At 49.3% G+C, this 17,956-nt stretch carries 11 protein-coding genes; 7 read left to right on the forward strand and 4 right to left on the reverse strand.

Annotated features, from left to right (window positions below; translation table 11 throughout):
- Positions 1 to 378 precede the first annotated feature (378 nt).
- Positions 379 to 2,142, forward strand: coding sequence for an alpha-amylase family glycosyl hydrolase (locus B5M13_RS12775; RefSeq protein ID WP_170061125.1), 1,764 nt, complete (start codon positions 379 to 381; stop codon positions 2,140 to 2,142).
- 142 nt (positions 2,143 to 2,284) lie between these two features.
- On the forward strand, positions 2,285 to 3,220 hold the full coding sequence (locus B5M13_RS12780) for a universal stress protein (RefSeq protein WP_080056028.1): 936 nt from the start codon (positions 2,285 to 2,287) through the stop codon (positions 3,218 to 3,220).
- Positions 3,221 to 3,286: 66 nt separating this feature from the next.
- Here the strand turns inward: B5M13_RS12780 and treF are convergent, their stop codons facing one another.
- Both treF and treS read right to left on the reverse strand, forming a co-directional pair.
- On the reverse strand, positions 3,287 to 4,900 hold the full coding sequence (gene treF / locus B5M13_RS12785; protein ID WP_080056029.1) for an alpha,alpha-trehalase TreF: 1,614 nt from the start codon (positions 4,898 to 4,900) through the stop codon (positions 3,287 to 3,289).
- Between the two features lie 30 nt (positions 4,901 to 4,930).
- The gene (treS, locus tag B5M13_RS12790) at positions 4,931 to 8,305 is read right to left on the reverse strand and encodes a maltose alpha-D-glucosyltransferase (protein WP_080056030.1); all 3,375 of its coding nucleotides are present in this window, start codon (positions 8,303 to 8,305) and stop codon (positions 4,931 to 4,933) included.
- A gap of 290 nt (positions 8,306 to 8,595) precedes the next feature.
- Between treS and B5M13_RS12795 the strand changes: the two genes are divergently transcribed.
- From B5M13_RS12795 to B5M13_RS12810, 4 genes are all read left to right on the forward strand, one after another.
- On the forward strand, positions 8,596 to 10,815 hold the full coding sequence (locus tag B5M13_RS12795) for a bifunctional alpha,alpha-trehalose-phosphate synthase (UDP-forming)/trehalose-phosphatase (RefSeq protein WP_080056031.1): 2,220 nt from the start codon (positions 8,596 to 8,598) through the stop codon (positions 10,813 to 10,815).
- A 477-nt stretch (positions 10,816 to 11,292) separates the two neighbouring features.
- On the forward strand, positions 11,293 to 11,970 hold the full coding sequence (locus B5M13_RS12800; protein WP_080056033.1) for a response regulator transcription factor: 678 nt from the start codon (positions 11,293 to 11,295) through the stop codon (positions 11,968 to 11,970).
- A gap of 85 nt (positions 11,971 to 12,055) precedes the next feature.
- Positions 12,056 to 13,423 (forward strand): HAMP domain-containing sensor histidine kinase, encoded by a 1,368-nt coding sequence (locus tag B5M13_RS12805; protein ID WP_080056034.1) that lies wholly within the window; start codon positions 12,056 to 12,058, stop codon positions 13,421 to 13,423.
- 108 nt (positions 13,424 to 13,531) lie between these two features.
- On the forward strand, positions 13,532 to 13,732 hold the full coding sequence (locus tag B5M13_RS12810) for a hypothetical protein (RefSeq protein WP_080056035.1): 201 nt from the start codon (positions 13,532 to 13,534) through the stop codon (positions 13,730 to 13,732).
- A 20-nt stretch (positions 13,733 to 13,752) separates the two neighbouring features.
- Here the strand turns inward: B5M13_RS12810 and B5M13_RS12815 are convergent, their stop codons facing one another.
- Entirely contained in the window at positions 13,753 to 15,147 is a 1,395-nt protein-coding gene (locus B5M13_RS12815) for a TIGR00341 family protein (RefSeq protein WP_080056037.1), read from the reverse strand.
- Positions 15,148 to 15,233: 86 nt separating this feature from the next.
- Here B5M13_RS12815 and B5M13_RS12820 point away from each other — a divergent pair, with 86 nt between their 5' ends.
- Positions 15,234 to 16,481 (forward strand): cation:proton antiporter, encoded by a 1,248-nt coding sequence (locus tag B5M13_RS12820; protein WP_080056038.1) that lies wholly within the window; start codon positions 15,234 to 15,236, stop codon positions 16,479 to 16,481.
- 49 nt (positions 16,482 to 16,530) lie between these two features.
- On the opposite strand, the gene B5M13_RS12825 is transcribed toward B5M13_RS12820, so the two are convergent.
- Positions 16,531 to 17,937: a chloride channel protein gene (locus B5M13_RS12825; protein ID WP_080056039.1), complete on the reverse strand. Its 1,407-nt coding sequence runs from the start codon at positions 17,935 to 17,937 to the stop codon at positions 16,531 to 16,533.
- Positions 17,938 to 17,956 lie beyond the last annotated feature (19 nt).

Below are 17,956 nucleotides of genomic sequence, written 5' to 3' on the forward strand. Positions count from 1 at the left end.
AGCCAGTTAACTTTAATGTTGACTGGCTGATTTGCTTTTGGGTACAACAACGCAAGTGTTCAGTCGCGTGTGAATGGTATTATCTCGCACAAAAGGCATATCTGTTTTGAAGCTATGTTGCTATTGTTTCTAAGAAGTTTCTAAGATCTGGTTAAGGCGATTCTAAGCTGTTGGGGTGTTATTTGCTTTGTTCGTAACGAGCCGACATCGGATGGGGCAAGGTTGAAAACACTCAAATTGTCATTCATATTGAGTTGTGTCAATGCCATGATGCCGGGTGTATCGACACCCGGTCTACCGGTAGCTGTGCGGTGGTTAGGAAGAATTTGCCAGTAGATGGTTGGAAGGCTTCTCCAGCATCTCGTAACATCTTTTTCTATGAGTAACACGATAGATTATCAGCAACGATCGCTTGGCCTTACCTTCACCCCAGAGCATACGGCCCGGATATATGTATGGGCACCTTTTGCCACCAAGGTAGCCGTTACCAGCCCTGCGAATTTATCGGAATTACCGTTACAAAAGGATACTGACGGGTACTGGTATACCGAAACCGATCAGATCAAGCCCGGTGATTTATACACGTTTGTTATTAACGACGAGCAGGAATTCGCTGACCCAGCGTCGCTCATACAACCCCAGGGGGTTTATGGCCCATCTGAGGCTTTTGATACCTCAGCTTTTTACTGGGAAGATGCGCACTGGATCAATCCGCCTATCGACGAATACATCATTTACGAACTCGATATCTGTACCTTTACGCCGGAAGGTACTTTGAAGGCGCTGATCCGTAAACTGAATCACCTGAAGAAGCTGGGCGTTACGGCTATTCTGCTCAGGCCGGTTACCCCGTTTCTGAATCCTAACAATCGACAGCAGGGAGCGCCTTTTTTATACGCTATTCAGACGTCCTGCGGTGGCCCGGCTCATCTGCAACAACTGGTAAATGCCTGCCATTTTGAAGGAATTGCGGTTATTCTGGATCTGGTGTATCATCGGGTCGAACAACCTGCAAAAGAGTTTGGAAACTTTGGCTTGCTGGCCAATTCGCAGGCCCGTTTGCCTAATCGTAAACCGGCTTTGTCCTATGAGGCTCATGAGCGCTATCTCATCGAAAATATGCTCATGTGGTTCCGGGAGTTTCATATCGACGCGCTCCAGTTGACTGGTAGTCAAACCTTGTCCAATGCTGACCAATTGCTCCATCAGATGCGAACACATACGAGTGCGTTGACCCGCATTACCGGACGGCAATACTACCTGTTGGCTGAACACGATATGACGCAACGTCTGTCGGTTAACGATCTACAGACTTGGGATCTGCCTGTAGAGCAGGTATCGCCCGAAAAAATGGCTGAGGCAACCGGTATATCCTTTGATCTGGAGATGGTCGCCAAGCGGTGTCAAACCCGACATTATCAGGAATCGTATCTGTATGATTCACACTTTTCGGAGGCACTCAACGAGTTATTTGATCAGGGTGATGGAGTAGGAGAAGGGCTGAAGTCTGTTTCGCAGAAAGGCCATAAAGCACAGCATAGCCTGCTGGAGGCCTATGCTGGTCAGTCACTTTCTACGGAATTCGTGAAGCTGATGGCTGGCTATATTTTGGTCAGTCCCTGTATACCTACCCTGTTTATGGGTGAAGAATGGGGGGCTATGAATCCATTTCAGACACTGGCTCCTGGCGAGCCGGTTCCAATGGATTCGGCTCCTGAATCGCTGCTCATCGATCAGGAAAGTCAGTCGGTTTCTGCGTTGCCCTGGGAAATGCTGAGCGAACAACCCTGCCGCACCCTGTATCAGTATTATCAGTCGCTTACGGCGCTCCGGCGACAGCAACCAGCCCTGTATCACCTCAATCCGAAGCAAACCCGGACAATTCACAAGGAGGGAGAGCCAACCATTCGTATGCACCGGTCATTTAAGGCCAATGAGGTGGTGTGTCTGATGAATTTTTCGCCTGAAAAGCAGATTGTTACGTTGCCTGATCTGGGCAACGGCTGGCAGAAACTGCTCGATTCGGCCGATCCGGTCTGGGGTGGTCCGGGCCCGTCGCCCGAGTTGGTGACGAATACTACAACGCTGACACTACAGCCCGAATCAATCGTAATTTATAAAGTGCTGCCCCAAAACTGTTAAGGGAATACCATGTACGGAAGCCACCCATCCGGCCATAGTCGTTTGGGGTATAGGCCAATCTAAGCAGTTTCTAAGTAGGTATTAAGCCGTCGTTAAGGGTGAGGCAGCATATTGTCAATAGTACCTAATTACGTCTATACGTATGAAAGATTTAACTATAAAGCGAATACTGGTTCCCATCGATCTGGATCATAGTTCTCAGGAAATCATGAATCTGGCTGTCGCCATGAGCCAACGACACAACGCTCACATCCGGCTACTGTATGTCATTAGCCCTGAGCATTACACTTTTCCTTCTACAAATAGCTTCATGGTATCGATGCCCCGTGAGGATATAGTTGATAGAGAAACCCGGCGATTACAGGAACAGGCCGATGCCCTACTGAGTGAGTTTTCGATTGAGTACTCTGTCGAATGCCGTATCGGAGCTATCGCTGAGCGAATTGTAGAAGCGGCTACCGAATTTAAGGCAGACCTGATCGTAATGGGTACACATGGCCCTGCAGGTTTGTTACACTACGTCATGGGCTCCGAAGCCTTTCATGTGATCAATCAGAGCGCTTGTCCTGTGCTAACCATACCCGAGCAGGCCAGTGTAGGTGAGTTTAAAGAACTACTTTTTCCAGTTCGACCTATTCCTGAGGCTATTGTGAAATATGAATTTGCCCGGGCTATTGCGCTTGAAAATCAGGCGCATATTACCGTTCTAGGCATAGCCGACGGATTGGATACCGAAGCGGGTAAAGCCATTGATGTTGATATGGCATTGTTGACAAGTCAGATCGTAGACGACGCTCTTGAGACAGATTCACTACTGGCACAAACCAATGCCGTAGAGGCCGTTTTGCAGCATGCTGAGGAACAGAATGCCGATTTAATCGTTATCACGGCTGATCGGGCCGCCGACATTCGACACCTGTTCGTCGGGCCTTTCTTTAAACAGATTATCAGTCAGTCCAAACGACCTGTGTTATGCGTGAAACCAGAAACCCCAGTTCCTGGTCAACCGGTCCGTGGCGCAACCATACCACTATTCCCGATAATGGATCAATTGAGTTTCCCCCTAAACCCCGCTTAGTGGTCAGGTCGATACAGGCCTGTAGCTTATTCCTAAGTAATACTCCTACATCGACCTGACGGCCTCCTATTTCTCACTGAGTAACTTGACTAACACGCCGTTAGTCCAGCCGAAACCGTCCTGATTGGGATATTCTCCGCCTTTGGCCGCTGCTGTACTAATCACATCGTATTTTTCGACCATCTTGCCCGACGCTCTGTAGACGCGCAGATTTTCGGCCACCCAATACGTCTTGATCTTGTTGGCGAGCGGAACCTGATGATACGTGCGAAGTCCCTGAATGGTTATCCATTGCAGCGGTGCCCAGCCGTTGGGGGCATCCCACTGCTGCCCCGTAGTTTGCAGTGTCGTCGTTAGGCCGCCTGGCTTCAGAAACGATTGTTCCAGTCTGCGGGCCACCGCTACAGCCTGGGCCGACGTAGCAATTTTTACAAAAAGAGGGTACACGCCTGCCAGCGAATAAACCGACGATGGTTTGCGGGTAACGAAATCATAATCGAAGAAGAATCCGCTTTTAGGATTCCAGCAATAGCGTTGGATGGCCATACGACGCTGCTGGGCCAGTTGCTCATAGGCTTTCGAACGAGTCAGATCGCCTTTTAGCCGGTACCCATCTGCCAATGTTTGCTCCAGATTGACCAGTAGCGCATTTAAATCGACAGGAATAAAATCGGTCGTATGAATCGTGCGTAGATTTTTACCATCGCGAAACCACCGACTGCTGAAATCCCAACCCGACTCAGCCGCAGCCCGAAGATGTCGGAAAAGAACCGATGGGTTTTTGGCATGCCGGGCCAGTTGAACATCCTCCCGATACGATTCCGGGCGCGGGGTCGATTGGTCGTCATAGTAACGATTCAGATACACACCTTCGGCCAATTGTACCACCCGTCGGTAAACCGGTTGTTGCGTTGTTAACTGGTCTTTGCCATCCATCCAGAAAGCATACTCCTGCTGGAGTTCAGGCAAATAGGTGAGTAACGCCCGACGCCCTTGAATTTCTGTGAGCAGATTGACCATGAACGAGAAAAACGGCGGTTGTGACCGACTCAGAAAATACGTTCGGTTTCCGTTGGGAATAAAACCAAACGTACGGATCAGGTGGGCGAAGTTATCGACCATATTTCTGATAAGTGCAGTTTTGCCCGAAGCCCGAAGGCCCATCATCGTAAAATAGCTATCCCAGTAATAAATCTCCCCAAAACGCCCACCGGGCACGACGTACGGATTAGGTAAGGGAATCAGCGATCCTACCTGTTCCCCTGATTTAGACCGGGGCGTGGCCGGGCGAGTGAGTACAGGCCATAAATCCGTTATGTGCTGACTCGCTGATTGACCAATACGACTTGTGTAGCCCGATGCGGGCTTGGTAGGTAGCGTAAACTGCTGTAAAACAAACGTTTTTAAGTTGAAGTCGTTACGCTGCCGGGCTTTCTCGTAGCTGGCCAGAATGGCTTCTGGCGGGTAGTTGGGAATGCAGTCGGCAAATGTTTTCGAATCGGGGAAAACCGCTTTTAGCTGAACGGCTTCAAATAACTTACCGAATTGCTCGTCGGGACCTGGTAAGGATCGTTGCTCTAGACTGGAGTTTTTGAGGACCTGCTGCCCCTGACTGGCGGGTAGACCACCAAAAAAGAAAACAAGTAATAAAAAGTATTGAATCCGATGGTATTGTTTCATGAAGTTCCGTTTATGGATAGGGGCGTTCAATTAGAACGACCCTATCCCATCAACTGTCTCAGGCACAAACTCTTTCGTTGGCGTGCCCGACCGGTCTATAATCGATTGAATAAGCTGCAACGGCACGCGTACCCAATCGGGACGATGACTCAACTCCCGATTTAAATCCGAGATGGCTTTTTCGAGCAGATAGGTATCCAGCATCATTTGCAAATCGTCGGGATCGTCAGGAATGAACGAGCTGCCCCGAACTGTATCCAGATACGCTTCCATGAAAAACCGGCTCATGCAACGCGCCCAGAATTCGGCATAGGGTAGTAGGGGAACCGTGTCTTTGGCCGTAACCTGATTTGTCTGTAAAAAACCTTCGTAGCCTACGTAGTAAAACGAGCGAATCAGGGATGCTACATCGCGCAGGGGCGACCGCTTCAATCGACGTTCGCTGTAACTCCGGCCCGACTCGCCACCGAAGTCCTGAATAGCGATGTCTTTTCCTGTCAGCAGAATCTTTTCCAATTGCAGATCGCCATGAATACGAATTTTTGTGCTGACCAGTTTTTTACCATAAATGCGTTTGAACAGGGCTAAAACCTCTTCTTTTCGGCCTAGTATTCGTTCCACATCCTGCCGTACATCTTCCGGAAGGCGTTGAAGATTCCGTTTCTGCGTCTGGTAGCTTTCGCGAACCAGCGATTGAAAACCGGCATATAAAGAGCGCTGATAATGCAGGGAAAACTCTTCCGGGGCAAAATCTCCCAGTGTCTTGTCAGACGCCAGTGCCCGGTGCATCTGTCCGATTCGTTTCCCTAAAAGGCGCACCTGCTCGGCGGCACGATGCCCGATCAACTCCTGGGTTTCATGCCCAAGCTCAGCGAAGGAGACGGGCTGACTCAATGTACCCAGGCTGGCATTCACCGCATCGGCCAACTGTGCTGAATTGCGGGCCAGAATCCGCTCAATGAAATTGTTGATGCGTTCCAGTACGTACTGTTTGCCATCGCCATGCTGCGCTACCAGTTTCTGCATAACGGCCAGCATGATTGGTTCGCCAGAAACAAGCATTTCAAGCATCCCCGCGAACGGAGGGACATTTGAAAAACCAGCCTTTTCTGAAAGGAACCAGCTCATCTCGGCATCCGGGTTGATGGATCGGTCTACTTTCCGGTATACTTTCAGAACGTAACAGTGGTCGTAGACAATAGAGGCATAGGCTGGGCCAGAAGCCGCCAGTTTCGACTTTATTGCGTTGTGCTGCACTACGTAATCCGTTAGCATTGGCTTACTCTGGCGTACCAGGTTACCTTCTGCAGGCCTGTTTTCCCCAGCTATCTTCTGGAGTAATGCCTGCTGCACGTCAGGTAAGTACAGCCCATCACAGAGTACGCCCGACTCATGACCCAGATGCAGATCGGCCAGTACAGCCTGAGGGCAGCTATGCAGCAGAAGAGCGGACTGTAATTCATCGGCAAAGGCAACGACCAACTGGAAAATTTCGGGCAGATCGCGCTCGTACGACACTTCAAGCAACAGGATATAGGCCGATCCAACCGGCAACATCAGTGGGGCATGGTTCAGGATCGAAACACTTCGCATGGTTACGCTCTTTTCCTGGAACCAGTCGGTTCGGAGCAGGTAGTCGGGTAACACTTTCGTTTCCAGTCGTTCGCGGGTATTATGATTCAGAATTTGGCCCCAGAGAGCAACGTGTAGTTCGGGCAACTGGAGCGGGTTAGTCTGATTTACAGGTGCTTTTTCCAGTACAAACCATTGGTAGTCATGAGGAGCTAATGTGAAGAAATACATTTCCCGTTCAGAAACGGCCGGGAACGCATTACGGCTGAATAACTCGACGGGTATATACCCACCGAACCCATCCAGCTCAATTTCGGCAGGTTGTGCATACTTCGACAGGTTGATGATAATCAGCAGAGTCTGCTCTTCGTAGGTGCGGGTAAACGCCAGCACTTTCGGATTTTCGACGTTCAGGAACCTCAAATCCCCTCGGCCAAATGCTTTGTATTTCTTCCGCAGCGTCATCATCCGCTTCATAAACCAGAACAGCGACGAGGTATTCTGACGCTGGGTTTCAACGTTAACGGACTCGTAATGGTACTCCGAATCGAGAATAGTGGGTAAATACAGCTTATGCGGATTGGCAGCCGAAAAGCCCGCATTCCGATCAGGTGACCATTGCATGGGCGTGCGAACCCCATCGCGGTCGCCCAGATACACGTTGTCGCCCATTCCGATTTCGTCACCGTAATACAGAACGGGTGTACCGGGTAACGAGAAGAGCAGAGAATTCATCAGTTCGATTTTCTTCCGGTTGTTGCTCAGAAGGGGAGCCAGTCGATGGCGGAGACCGAGGTTAATACGGGATCGGGGATCTTTGATGTACGTTTTGTACATATAGTCCCGTTCTTCGTCGGTAACCATTTCCAGTGTCAGCTCATCGTGGTTGCGGAGAAAGATAGCCCACTGGCAGTTTTCGGGGATAGCGGGGGTTTGATCGAAAATGTCGGTGATGGGGTATCGATCTTCCATCTGCAACGCCATAAACAGACGCGGCATGACCGGGAAGTGATAATTCATGTGGCATTCATCGCCATCACCAAAGTAAGACGCGGCATCTTCGGGCCACATGTTGGCTTCGGCCAGAAACACTACCCCCGGAAAATGATCATCGACGTGCTGGCGTAGCTGTTTTAGGAAAGCGTGTGTTTCGGGCAGGTTTTCGCCATTGGTGCCTTCCCGCTCGAACAGATACGGAACGGCATCGAGCCGGAAGCCATCCACACCCATTTCGCACCAGTAGTCGATGATGTTAAAAATCTCGCTTTGAACAAGCGGGTTATCGTAATTCAGATCCGGCTGGTGATGAAAAAAGCGGTGCCAGTAGTATTGCTGCGCTTCGTGATCCCAGGTCCAGTTTGAGTGTTCGAAATCCTGGAAAATAATGCGGACATCGTTGTATTGCGTAGGGTTGTCGGTCCACACATAGTAATCGCGTTCAGGCGATCCTTTTGGCGCTTTTCGGGCGCGTTGAAACCAGGGGTGCTGATCGGAGGTGTGGTTAATGACCAGCTCTGTAATAACTTTCAGATTCCGCTGATGGGCTTCGTGAAGTAGCGTTTTAAACTGGTCGATAGTACCATACGACGGGTTAATGGTGTAGTAATCCGCAATGTCGTAGCCGTCATCGCGCAGGGGCGACGGATAGAAGGGCAACAGCCAGATCGCCGTAACGCCTAATTCCTGAAGGTAGTCCAGTTTCTGAAGCAGACCCTGAAAATCACCGATGCCGTCGCCATTGCCATCGCAAAAGGCTTTAATGTGCAATTCGTAAATAATGGCATCCTTATACCACTGGAGATTGCCCTGAAGATCTATGTTCGTTTCTGTCATGATTTCTGGAAGTAAACGATTCGAATGGTCGATAGCGCTAGCCAGACTGGGGCTGAATCTAGCTCTATCGGCAAACAGTATTTTGGCAACTTCTTGATTCGAGCTAAGAATCTGCTTATAGACCGCTTAGAAATTACTTAGAACGCTTTTGAGGCTTTGTTGTTTAGCAGGAAAGCAAACTTGTGATAGAACCTCTCTAAGAAGTTTCTAAGATTTACTTAAGTCGGTTCTAAGCCTGATAGACGTCTTTTGTAGTACACACTGCGCGTTCAGTAACGCAACAAGCCTACATGACAACATCTAAAACTCCGTTTAAACGCCTGATTATTGTTTCCTATCGATTACCGTTTACCGTCAGGGAAAAGCAGGAAGGTTATGAACTGGTCCAGAATTCGGGAGGTCTGGTATCGGCCGTTTTGTCGATGGCCGGGCAGATGGGTCAGTCGTCCGATGGCTTACCGACCAAAATTCACTGGGTAGGCCATGCCGATTCGGCCTTTCAGGATGTGGATGCGTCGGTTTTTGAGAACGAAACGTTTGTGGCTCATCCGGTTTTTATCGATGAAACGGTTCACACGGGCTTTTACTACGGATTTAGCAATGATCTTGTCTGGCCCTTATTCCATTATTTTCCGTCGTATGCTTCCTTTCGGGAAAGTGATTTCGAGCACTACCAACAGGCCAACACTTGTTTTATGGATGTTCTGAATAACCTGATCGAACCCGGCGACCTAATCTGGATTCACGATTTTCAACTGATGCTATTGCCTGATAAGGTGCGTCAGGCAATTCCCGACGCGTCGATTGGGTATTTTTTCCACATCCCATTTCCAACGTATGAAATCATCAAGCTCCTACCTCGTGCCTGGCGACAGGAGTTGTTAAGAGGGGTTCTGGGTGCCGATGTCGTTGGGTTTCATACGGCCGATTATGTGCAGCACTTTATGCAGAGCGTAGCCGAAGTGCTGGAGCTGCCCATTATTGGTCAACGGATTGTGTTAGCCGATCGATCGCTGCTGGTCAAAGAGTTTCCCATCAGTATCGATTTCAATAAGTTCGATCAAAGCAGCCAGGATGACGATGTTATCCAGACCCGGTTGCGCGACCAGGCTATGCTTCGTCATAACCGCCTTATTTTTTCGGTTGATCGGCTCGATTATACGAAAGGAATCATGTATCGATTGCGGGGCTTTGAGCGGTTTCTGGTCCAGCATCCCGAATGGCATGACCAGGTTACGTTTGTGATGACGGTGGTGCCCTCGCGCGATAAAATCGGTCAATACCAGGAACTTAAACGCGAAATCGAGGAAACAGTTGGCCGGATCAATGGGCTATTTGGTACCATAGGCTGGCGACCTATTGTCTATATGTATTCGTCGCTCTCGTTTACCGAACTAATGGCGCTCTATACTGCCTGTGACGTTGCCCTGATTACCCCTCTTCGCGACGGAATGAATCTGGTCTGCAAAGAATTCATTGCCAGTCGGCACGACCATCGGGGTGTACTGATTCTGAGCGAGCTGGCTGGAGCAGCACAGGAGCTTCGGGAGGCTATCATTATCAATCCGACCGATACACAGGAAGTCGCTGATGCCATTCAGCAGGGGCTTACCATGCCCGAAGCCGAGCAGGAGCAGCGGCTGATAATCATGCGTAAGCACCTGCAAAATAATAATGTGTTCCGCTGGAGTCATGATTTTCTATCGGCGTTTCAGAGTGCTCGCGAAAGTGAGTCTGAGCTGGAAACGGATCTGCCAATTGCTTCATTTGTCAGTTCGTTCGAACAGGCTCAGCAGCGTCTGCTCCTGTTCGATTTCGATGGTACCCTGGCACCCATTGTAAATGATCCAGCGCTGGCTTGTCCTTCTGATGCCTTAAAGAAAACCATTCAGCGCTTGGCCGAAACCAGCGATGTGGTTGTTATCAGTGGTCGTAATCGGGCGTTTCTGGAAAAAACATTCGCGGGTATTCCAGTTTACCTGGTTGCCGAACACGGCGCTTTTCTTCAAAAACCAGACCAGCCCTGGGAACGACTTGATTTATCAAGTGATGACTGGGTCGCTTCGGTTCGGGCGATGATGGCTCCCTATGTTGAACGAGCCCCCGGCTCATTCATCGAGGAAAAAGAAACTTCTATTGCCTGGCATTATCGAAAAAGTGAACTTGATGATATTGAAAATCAGGCGGTTGATTTGGTTACTCAATTGCGAAGTGCTTCCTATTCAATACCATTGACGATTATTCAGGGGAGTAAAGTGGTAGAGGTTAAAACCGCACAACATAGCAAGGGCACCGTTGCCAATGCCATTTTTGAGCAAAAACCCTATGATTTTATCGTGAGTATTGGCGACGATACCACCGATGAGGATATGTTTCGGCAGTTACCCAACTGGGCGTATACCGTAAAAGTAGGCGCTGGAATTTCATTTGCCCGTTACCGCCTGGCACGGCAACGCGATGTCGAAATGCTGTTGGAGCGAATGAGTGAGGTTGTAGTCGAAATGCCCTAAAATCAGTTATTTACCTGGTTGGAGTCATCAACTCGATTTTCTATCGTATGCGATTCATTTAGTTTTTGGCGTAAATGCCTGTAGTGCGGTGGAAGCTTATCGAGAGTTGAGCTTCTGAGTCCGTACCAGGCGCTGGCAAAATAGCTAAGAACGCCTATAGCCAATATGACTAGGGTTACGATCAAAAATAGCAGCATAGGATAGCTAACGTTAAGGTGAACAACCCAAACAACATTGACCATACCCTGCCAGTAAAAAAACAGGGTATGGATCAATGCATGGGAAAGCGCATGTTCACCGCTTTGTAGGGGCAAAGTGGTGGCAACGAATAAGGAATTACTTAAACAGACCTTAGAATTTAATTAGAATTGTGTAAGCTATTGTTAGTCAGTGAATTAAATGGAAGAGTTTTAACCAATGAATTCGTTTCGTGGTTTACTACTTCATACAGGCTGCTCATCGGTGGTCTATTGAGCTATGAAACTATTAGTAGTAGAAGATGAGGCCAAGACACTTCAGGCCATTCAACAGGGACTGGAAGAAAGCCAGTTTGAGGTCGATATTGCCTATGATGGATTGATTGCCAAACGGTTGGCGTTAAAAAACAACTATGCCGCCATAATTACAGATCTGATTTTGCCTGGTCTTAATGGCTATGAACTCTGTCGTCAGCTTCGGGCTGAAGGACTTACTACACCCATTCTGATTCTGACGGCACTGGGCGAAACGGATGATAAGGTTATGGGCTTCGATGCCGGAGCCGATCAATACCTAACCAAGCCCTTCCAGTTTACTGAGTTACTGGCCCGAGTTCGGGCACTGACCAAGCGGGGTACGCAGGTTGCCATGACCGCCCAGACCTTACGCTATGGAGGTATCGAAATGAATCTGGATGCTAAAACCGTTACCCGCGACGACAAACCGATTGATCTGACGGCGAGGGAGTTTGCGTTGCTGGAGTTTCTGATGCGTAACCAGGGACGGGTACTTTCCAAACCGGCCATTGCCGAACACGTCTGGGATTTGAATTTCGACACGGGGACCAATGTCGTCGAAGTTTATATCAACTACCTCCGCAAAAAAATCGATAAAGACTTCCCTAAGAAGCTGATCCATACCCAGTTTGGCATGGGTTACATGTTTAAGGAAGAATGAGCAGGGAGGTTGGGGCGTGGAGCGAGGTGGCGTTTGAGGGCCGTAATACCTTGCTCCTCGCTCCCTGCCCCACGCCCCACGCCCTATGACTATTCGAAACCGTTTGACGATACGCTTTACCGGACTGGTTTCCAGTATTTTATTGCTGGCATTTGTGAGTATATACGCCTTTTGCTGGTATTTCATTTCGTCGGACTTTTACCGTCGACTCGATCGGAAAGCCAACACAATTGGTGATATGCTGATTCGGCATCGGTTGAATACTGATCTGATTCGGCAATTGACCCGAATTCGGAAAGATCAGCTACCCAACCAAAAGATCATTGCGTTCGACCAGCGGGATTCCATTATTTTATCGACTAACGAAGCGATTACACTACCCCTTCCTCAAGCTATACTGAGCGATATTCGTCAGGTTCGGGAGAAGGCATTCCGCCAGGATAAGTACTATGTGGTTGGTACCCGGTTCATGACGGCATCTGGCCAATTTGTAGTCATTGCCAGTGCGGAGAACATGTACGGCGATGAATTTTTACGGCGGTTACTCTGGTCGCTGACGGGCCTTTTCTGCCTGATTGTAGCTATTACGGCTTTTTCAGGCTGGTTTTTTGCCGACGATGCTTTACGCCCGGTGCAGGCTATGGACCGCACACTCAATGCCATTTTTCCCAAAAACCGCGACGAACGATTGCCGTTGCACCACGACAATGACGAAATAAGCCGTTTATCGCAAACCATCAATCAACTGCTGGACCGAGTCAACGAATCGTTTCGACTGCAACGGATGTTTGTCGCCAATGTGTCGCATGAACTTAAAAACCCGCTTACCCTCATCAGTTCACAACTGGAAGTTAGCCTGCTGAATGAGCGAGGCCCTGAAGCCTATCGGCAGACCATTCGCTCCGTGTTGCAGGATGTTACTGAGTTGGCCAGTTTAACGCATGAACTGCTTCGACTCTCACAGCTAAACCAAAATGATGCTGTTAGCTTACTGACCGATCGAGTTCGCGTTGATGAAATTGTTTGGGATGTGCGTGCCCAGGTAAAAACCATCAATCCATTGTATGCTGTCACGGTTCAACTCGGCGCATTGCCCGAAGAGCCTGATCAATTATCCGTTCAGGGCAATAAAACGTTGCTGGAAACAGCCCTGAAAAACCTGACTGAAAACGCCTGTAAATTCTCGGATGATGGTAGGGCAGAGGTAAATGTAGATTTCCAGGATGCCGCTGTTACCATCCGCATCCAGAACCAGGGGAAGCCAATCCCTACGGCTGATTTGCCGTATATTTTTGAGCCCTTTTACCGAAGCAGCAAAACGGCTGAGGTGCGCGGGTATGGGATTGGTCTGTCGCTTGTAGAACGTATCGTTCGGTTGCATCGGGGGCATGTGCAGGTCAGTTCATCGGCAGGTCAACCGACCGTATTCAGTATTATTCTTCCCCGGCAATAGCCACCCGTTTCTAAGGATATTCTAAGGAGTTTATCAGCGAATACTAATTCGAAGAAGGCAGATTTGGTTGTTTACTAACTTACCCTTAGCTGTAAATAAACCAGACACATGATCCATACAACACATCCTTATACCCCTTTTTTCCCACCAGGGCCCGCAACGCCAACCCGAAAACGACCGACGAACGATCCTTTGTTCAACGATGATCGGCCACCTCAGCCCGATTGGCTGCTTATTCTGATGTGCGCCCTGTTTTTGTTGACCCTGTTTCTGGCCTGGTACGTCGATATTCCGCGCTTATTGCACTAACCGGTTGTCGAACTACTACGTCATTCGATCAGTAGTTTAACTTTTTTGCTTTTGGTGCGGCTCTGCAGCCAGCGTTCGATTCGGCGTTTTTCGGTAGGTTTATGTTTCCGGGAAAACTGCGCATAAACAAGGGTAACCGTGTCGGGTCGGCTACTGGATGTGTTCATCACCAGAGCTTTGGTCGCTGTAAACGTGCGTACATCGGGCATAAGTGTTTTGAGCTCGTTACGAAGGTCAGCTACTGGAAGACCTGCAATCTGATTTCGCCTGATGTAGTTTTGAAGTGAGTCGATGGTTTGATCTTTTCGGGCTATGGCCCCCTGACTGTATTTGATCATCTGGTCGGCCAGGGTATTTGTAATCGCGTTCATATCGACCTCGGTATCTTTAAAACTCCCCTGTTTAATCACTAGTTGAGCATCCTGGATTCCATAAGCCACCATTCTGTTCTTCAGTTCATTAATGGAGTCTTTTGGTAGCGGCTCGCCTACTAGGGTTAGTTCCAGCTTACTCTGTTGGCGATTATACCGGGCTGCATAATTAATGACCTGCCGGTATTGGAATTCACATTCGTTGGACACAAACCGTTTGGCCGATTGCTCGAAGATGGTTTTACGGACAATCTGATAGGCGAGGTACGTGCTGGGTACAATAACGATCAGGACGGCTATCCAGATAGTATTTCGAACCCTGCGCTCAACATCGGGGGATAGATACTCTTTCTTATGGAAATTCAGAAAGCGCACCATCAGGAATGTAGACAGGCTGATACAGATGCAGTTGATCAGAAACAGGTAAAAAGCTCCGGCGAAGTAATAGAAATTGCCGGTTGCCAGTCCATACCCTGCCGTACAGAGTGGGGGCATCAGGGCCGTAGCAATGGCTACTCCCGGAATCACGTTCGTTACTTTTTCCCGGCGCGATCCGGCAATAATCCCGGCGAGCCCACCAAAAAAAGCAATAAAGGCGTCCCAAACGGTAGGTGATGTACGAGCCAGCAGTTCGGATTGTGCAATGTGTAGTGGACTGATTAAAAAGTAGATGGTCGAGGTGAGTAGGCTGATAAAGACGGCAATGCTGATGTTTTTGATAGCTCGCTGGATCAGCGTCAGATCATTAATGCCAATACCCAGACCGATGCCCATAATCGGGCCCATTAGTGGCGAAATGAGCATGGCTCCGATAATAACAGCCGTCGAATTAACATTCAACCCGATGGATGCAATAAAAATGGCAAAAATGAGTGTCCAAAGGTTAATTCCGCGAAATTCAATGCCTTTACTGATCGACTGCGTTATGGCTTCTTCGTCAGCTTTATCCTCGTCCAGGCTAAATCGTTCACGAAGAATTCGACTAAACTGAGCAGACACGTCAGAGCGGTTTGCTCGGAGGTTGTTTTGATTTTCAGTAATCATTTTCGTGTAGTGGGTTAAGGGATTAGTTAAATCAACCTGGTTTTTAATCAAAAGTTAATGTATCCTTGTGTAATTCTGCTTTGTCGATGGATCTATTTACCCTGACTACCTTACTGATTGTTGCTTCGGCGCTCTTTGCTTACCTGAATACCCGGCTGTTGAAATTGCCCGATGCTATTGGCATTATGGTGCTTTCGCTGGCTTTTTCGGCCTTGCTTATTGGGTTGAATACGATTCGCCCTGTCTGGTTCACCGAGGTCCGGCAAGCAGTGGTTCAAATTGATTTTGGCCGGGTTTTGTTCGATGTCATGCTCAGCTTCCTGTTGTTTGCGGGGGCATTTCATACGAATATCGATCAGCTTCGGCAGGTTCGTAGATCGGTTATCTTATTCGCTTTGGTTGGCGTCCTGATCAGTACTGCCCTCATCGGCCTAGGGCTTTATGGGTTAGCAGGATGGTTTGGCTTTGCGATTTCATGGCCCTTGTGCTTACTGTTCGGTGCGCTGATTTCTCCCACTGATCCCATTGCCGTTTTGGGCATCCTGGCCAAGTTTAAACTACCAGAGAACGTAAAATACAATATCGTAGGCGAATCGCTATTTAACGACGGTGTAGGGGTAGTTGTCTTTGCGTCCATCTATCGGATTGCTGTCGATGGTATGGAAAGCATCAGTGCGGGCACCATCGCTTTGTTGTTTCTGGAAGAAGCGGGAGGAGGAATCCTGTTTGGCCTGATTCTGGGCTATGGGCTATTTCGGTTAGTACGGTCGATCAATCATTACCAAACAGAAGTACTCATTACAATAGCAGGAGTTATGGGGGGCTATCTTTTGGCGCAAAAACTTCATATTTCCGGGCCATTAGCGATGGTCGTAGCGGGCTTACTGATGGGAGGTAAAGCCCGTGGTGAAGCGATGAGCGATGTCACCGAAGAATATGTTGATAAATTCTGGGAGCTACTGGATTCAATCCTGAATGCCATACTCTTCGTGTTGATGGGTGTCGAGCTTCTACTAATCGATTTCCGTATGGCCTATTGGCCCCTGTGTGCCGCCGTTATCATACTGGTGCTAAGCGCCCGGTTTTTATCGATCTGGTTCCCCTTTGTAGTAGCCCATCGATGGCTTAATCTGGACAAATACGCGCCAGTCATGCTTACCTGGGGTGGTTTGCGGGGCGGCTTGTCTATTGCCATGGCGCTTTCCATTCCTATCAACCTTCCGAACCAGGACTTACTGGTTACCATTACGTATGCGGTTGTGCTTTTCTCCGTAATTGGACAGGGGCTAACGATGGAACGGCTAATCCGAAGATTATATCCCACGTCTCCCTAGTCGTATAATGGATCAGTTTACTCATTAACCTTGGCGAGTAGTCTGGTCGTTAGTCTGCCTGGATTTCCTCGGACGTTTGCTGGGAAGGTTCCGACTCGGGCTGCGCCAGGGCTTCAGTCACGAAACCGGCTTTCAGGTGCTCATAGAACGACACCGGGTCTATCAGTGAGGCTGCTCCCTGGGCCATAAGTCCACCTAGCAACAACTGGAAAATTGCCGAATGGCGGTCGGTCATTTCCAATACCAGAATGGCGGCCGTAAAGGGTGATCGCACAACGCCCGTCAGGAAACTAACCATGCTGACCAGAATCACTAAGTTCGTATCGGAAGGGGGCACGTGAACCAGTCGGGACAAGCCATCGCCAAGGATAGCCCCCGCGCTAAGCGATGTAGCAAAGACCCCTCCGGCTGCCCCGCTACAGTAGCTAAGGGTCATACCCGCAAAGCGAACCGGAAACAGATACCAGGGAGTCAGATGGTCGTTTTGAAACAGTAAACGGTTAATGATAGGCTTTCCGGTGCCAAATGCATCCGTGCCAACCCAGAAGGCCAGTGCGGCTAAGAGCAGCCCGGAACCAGCTACCCAACCCGCCTGGGCAGGTAGCGTTGTAAACCGTCGGCGGTAGGTATTGGCCCACAACAGCACTTTGGCGAAAGCAGCTCCGGCCAGCCCACAGAAGATCGCCACAAGTACGACTATCCCTAAAAACCAGCCTGTTGTTGAGGTAATCTTTGGAAAACCAAGGTACAGATAGGGTCCCAGAATCGCCTGGGCTGTCATTCCGGCAATGATGACGGCCGTAAAAACGGCCGTTCGGAAGCGGGTGATATGCGTTTGGGTGAGTTCTTCGACGACGAATACAATCCCTCCCAATGGGGTGTTAAACGCAGCCGCCAGCCCGGCCGCTCCTCCGGTGACTAAAGCAATCTGCCGGGATAGTTGCGGCCATCCGGCAGGTTGTAAACGGTTAATAGCCCGAAAAATAGCCGCCGAAATCTGGATGGTTGGCCCTTCACGGCCGATTACCCCTCCACCAAGTAAAAGCACTACACTGCTCAGTACCTTTACGAGAGCAACTCGTAGGCTAAGTAAATACGCAAGACGCCCGTGTGTTTTTGGGGTTGATAATTCGATACCGGCCATTACTTGAGGTATACCGCTTCCCCGTGCCGCTGGAGCTAATCGGCTAACGGTGAGCCAGGCCATTACGAAGGCCAGGGGCGTCAGGACAAATACCAGATAGGGCTGTCGGCTCAACCACGTAAAGCTGATTCGTTCGGCCCAAAGAAACAATTCTTCATAGCCAACAGCTACCAGACCAACCAGCAACGACGCCACCCAAAACGGTAAGCTTTGTAAAATGACCCGACGAACCCGTTCGGTATACAATCGGCGAATGAGATGCTGGTCCAGCCAGTCCAGCACAAGAGCATACCGAGTTAATTTAGGAAGCATGCAGCTATAAACAGGTTTA

It is taken from the genome of Spirosoma aerolatum (assembly GCF_002056795.1).
Taxonomy (GTDB): domain Bacteria; phylum Bacteroidota; class Bacteroidia; order Cytophagales; family Spirosomataceae; genus Spirosoma; species Spirosoma aerolatum.

Excerpts from the sequence above, each read along its gene's own strand:
- B5M13_RS12795 (WP_080056031.1), top strand. The coding sequence starts at position 8,596 with ATGACAACATCTAAAACTCCGTTTAAACGCCTGATTATTGTTTCCTAT.
- B5M13_RS12805 (WP_080056034.1), top strand. The coding sequence starts at position 12,056 with ATGACTATTCGAAACCGTTTGACGATACGCTTTACCGGACTGGTTTCC.
- B5M13_RS12820 (WP_080056038.1), top strand. The coding sequence starts at position 15,234 with ATGGATCTATTTACCCTGACTACCTTACTGATTGTTGCTTCGGCGCTC.
- B5M13_RS12775 (WP_170061125.1), top strand. The coding sequence starts at position 379 with ATGAGTAACACGATAGATTATCAGCAACGATCGCTTGGCCTTACCTTC.
- B5M13_RS12800 (WP_080056033.1), top strand. The coding sequence starts at position 11,293 with ATGAAACTATTAGTAGTAGAAGATGAGGCCAAGACACTTCAGGCCATT.
- B5M13_RS12825 (WP_080056039.1), bottom strand. The coding sequence starts at position 17,937 with ATGCTTCCTAAATTAACTCGGTATGCTCTTGTGCTGGACTGGCTGGAC.
- B5M13_RS12815 (WP_080056037.1), bottom strand. The coding sequence starts at position 15,147 with ATGATTACTGAAAATCAAAACAACCTCCGAGCAAACCGCTCTGACGTG.
- B5M13_RS12810 (WP_080056035.1), top strand. The coding sequence starts at position 13,532 with ATGATCCATACAACACATCCTTATACCCCTTTTTTCCCACCAGGGCCC.
- B5M13_RS12780 (WP_080056028.1), top strand. The coding sequence starts at position 2,285 with ATGAAAGATTTAACTATAAAGCGAATACTGGTTCCCATCGATCTGGAT.
- treS (WP_080056030.1), bottom strand. The coding sequence starts at position 8,305 with ATGACAGAAACGAACATAGATCTTCAGGGCAATCTCCAGTGGTATAAG.
- treF (WP_080056029.1), bottom strand. The coding sequence starts at position 4,900 with ATGAAACAATACCATCGGATTCAATACTTTTTATTACTTGTTTTCTTT.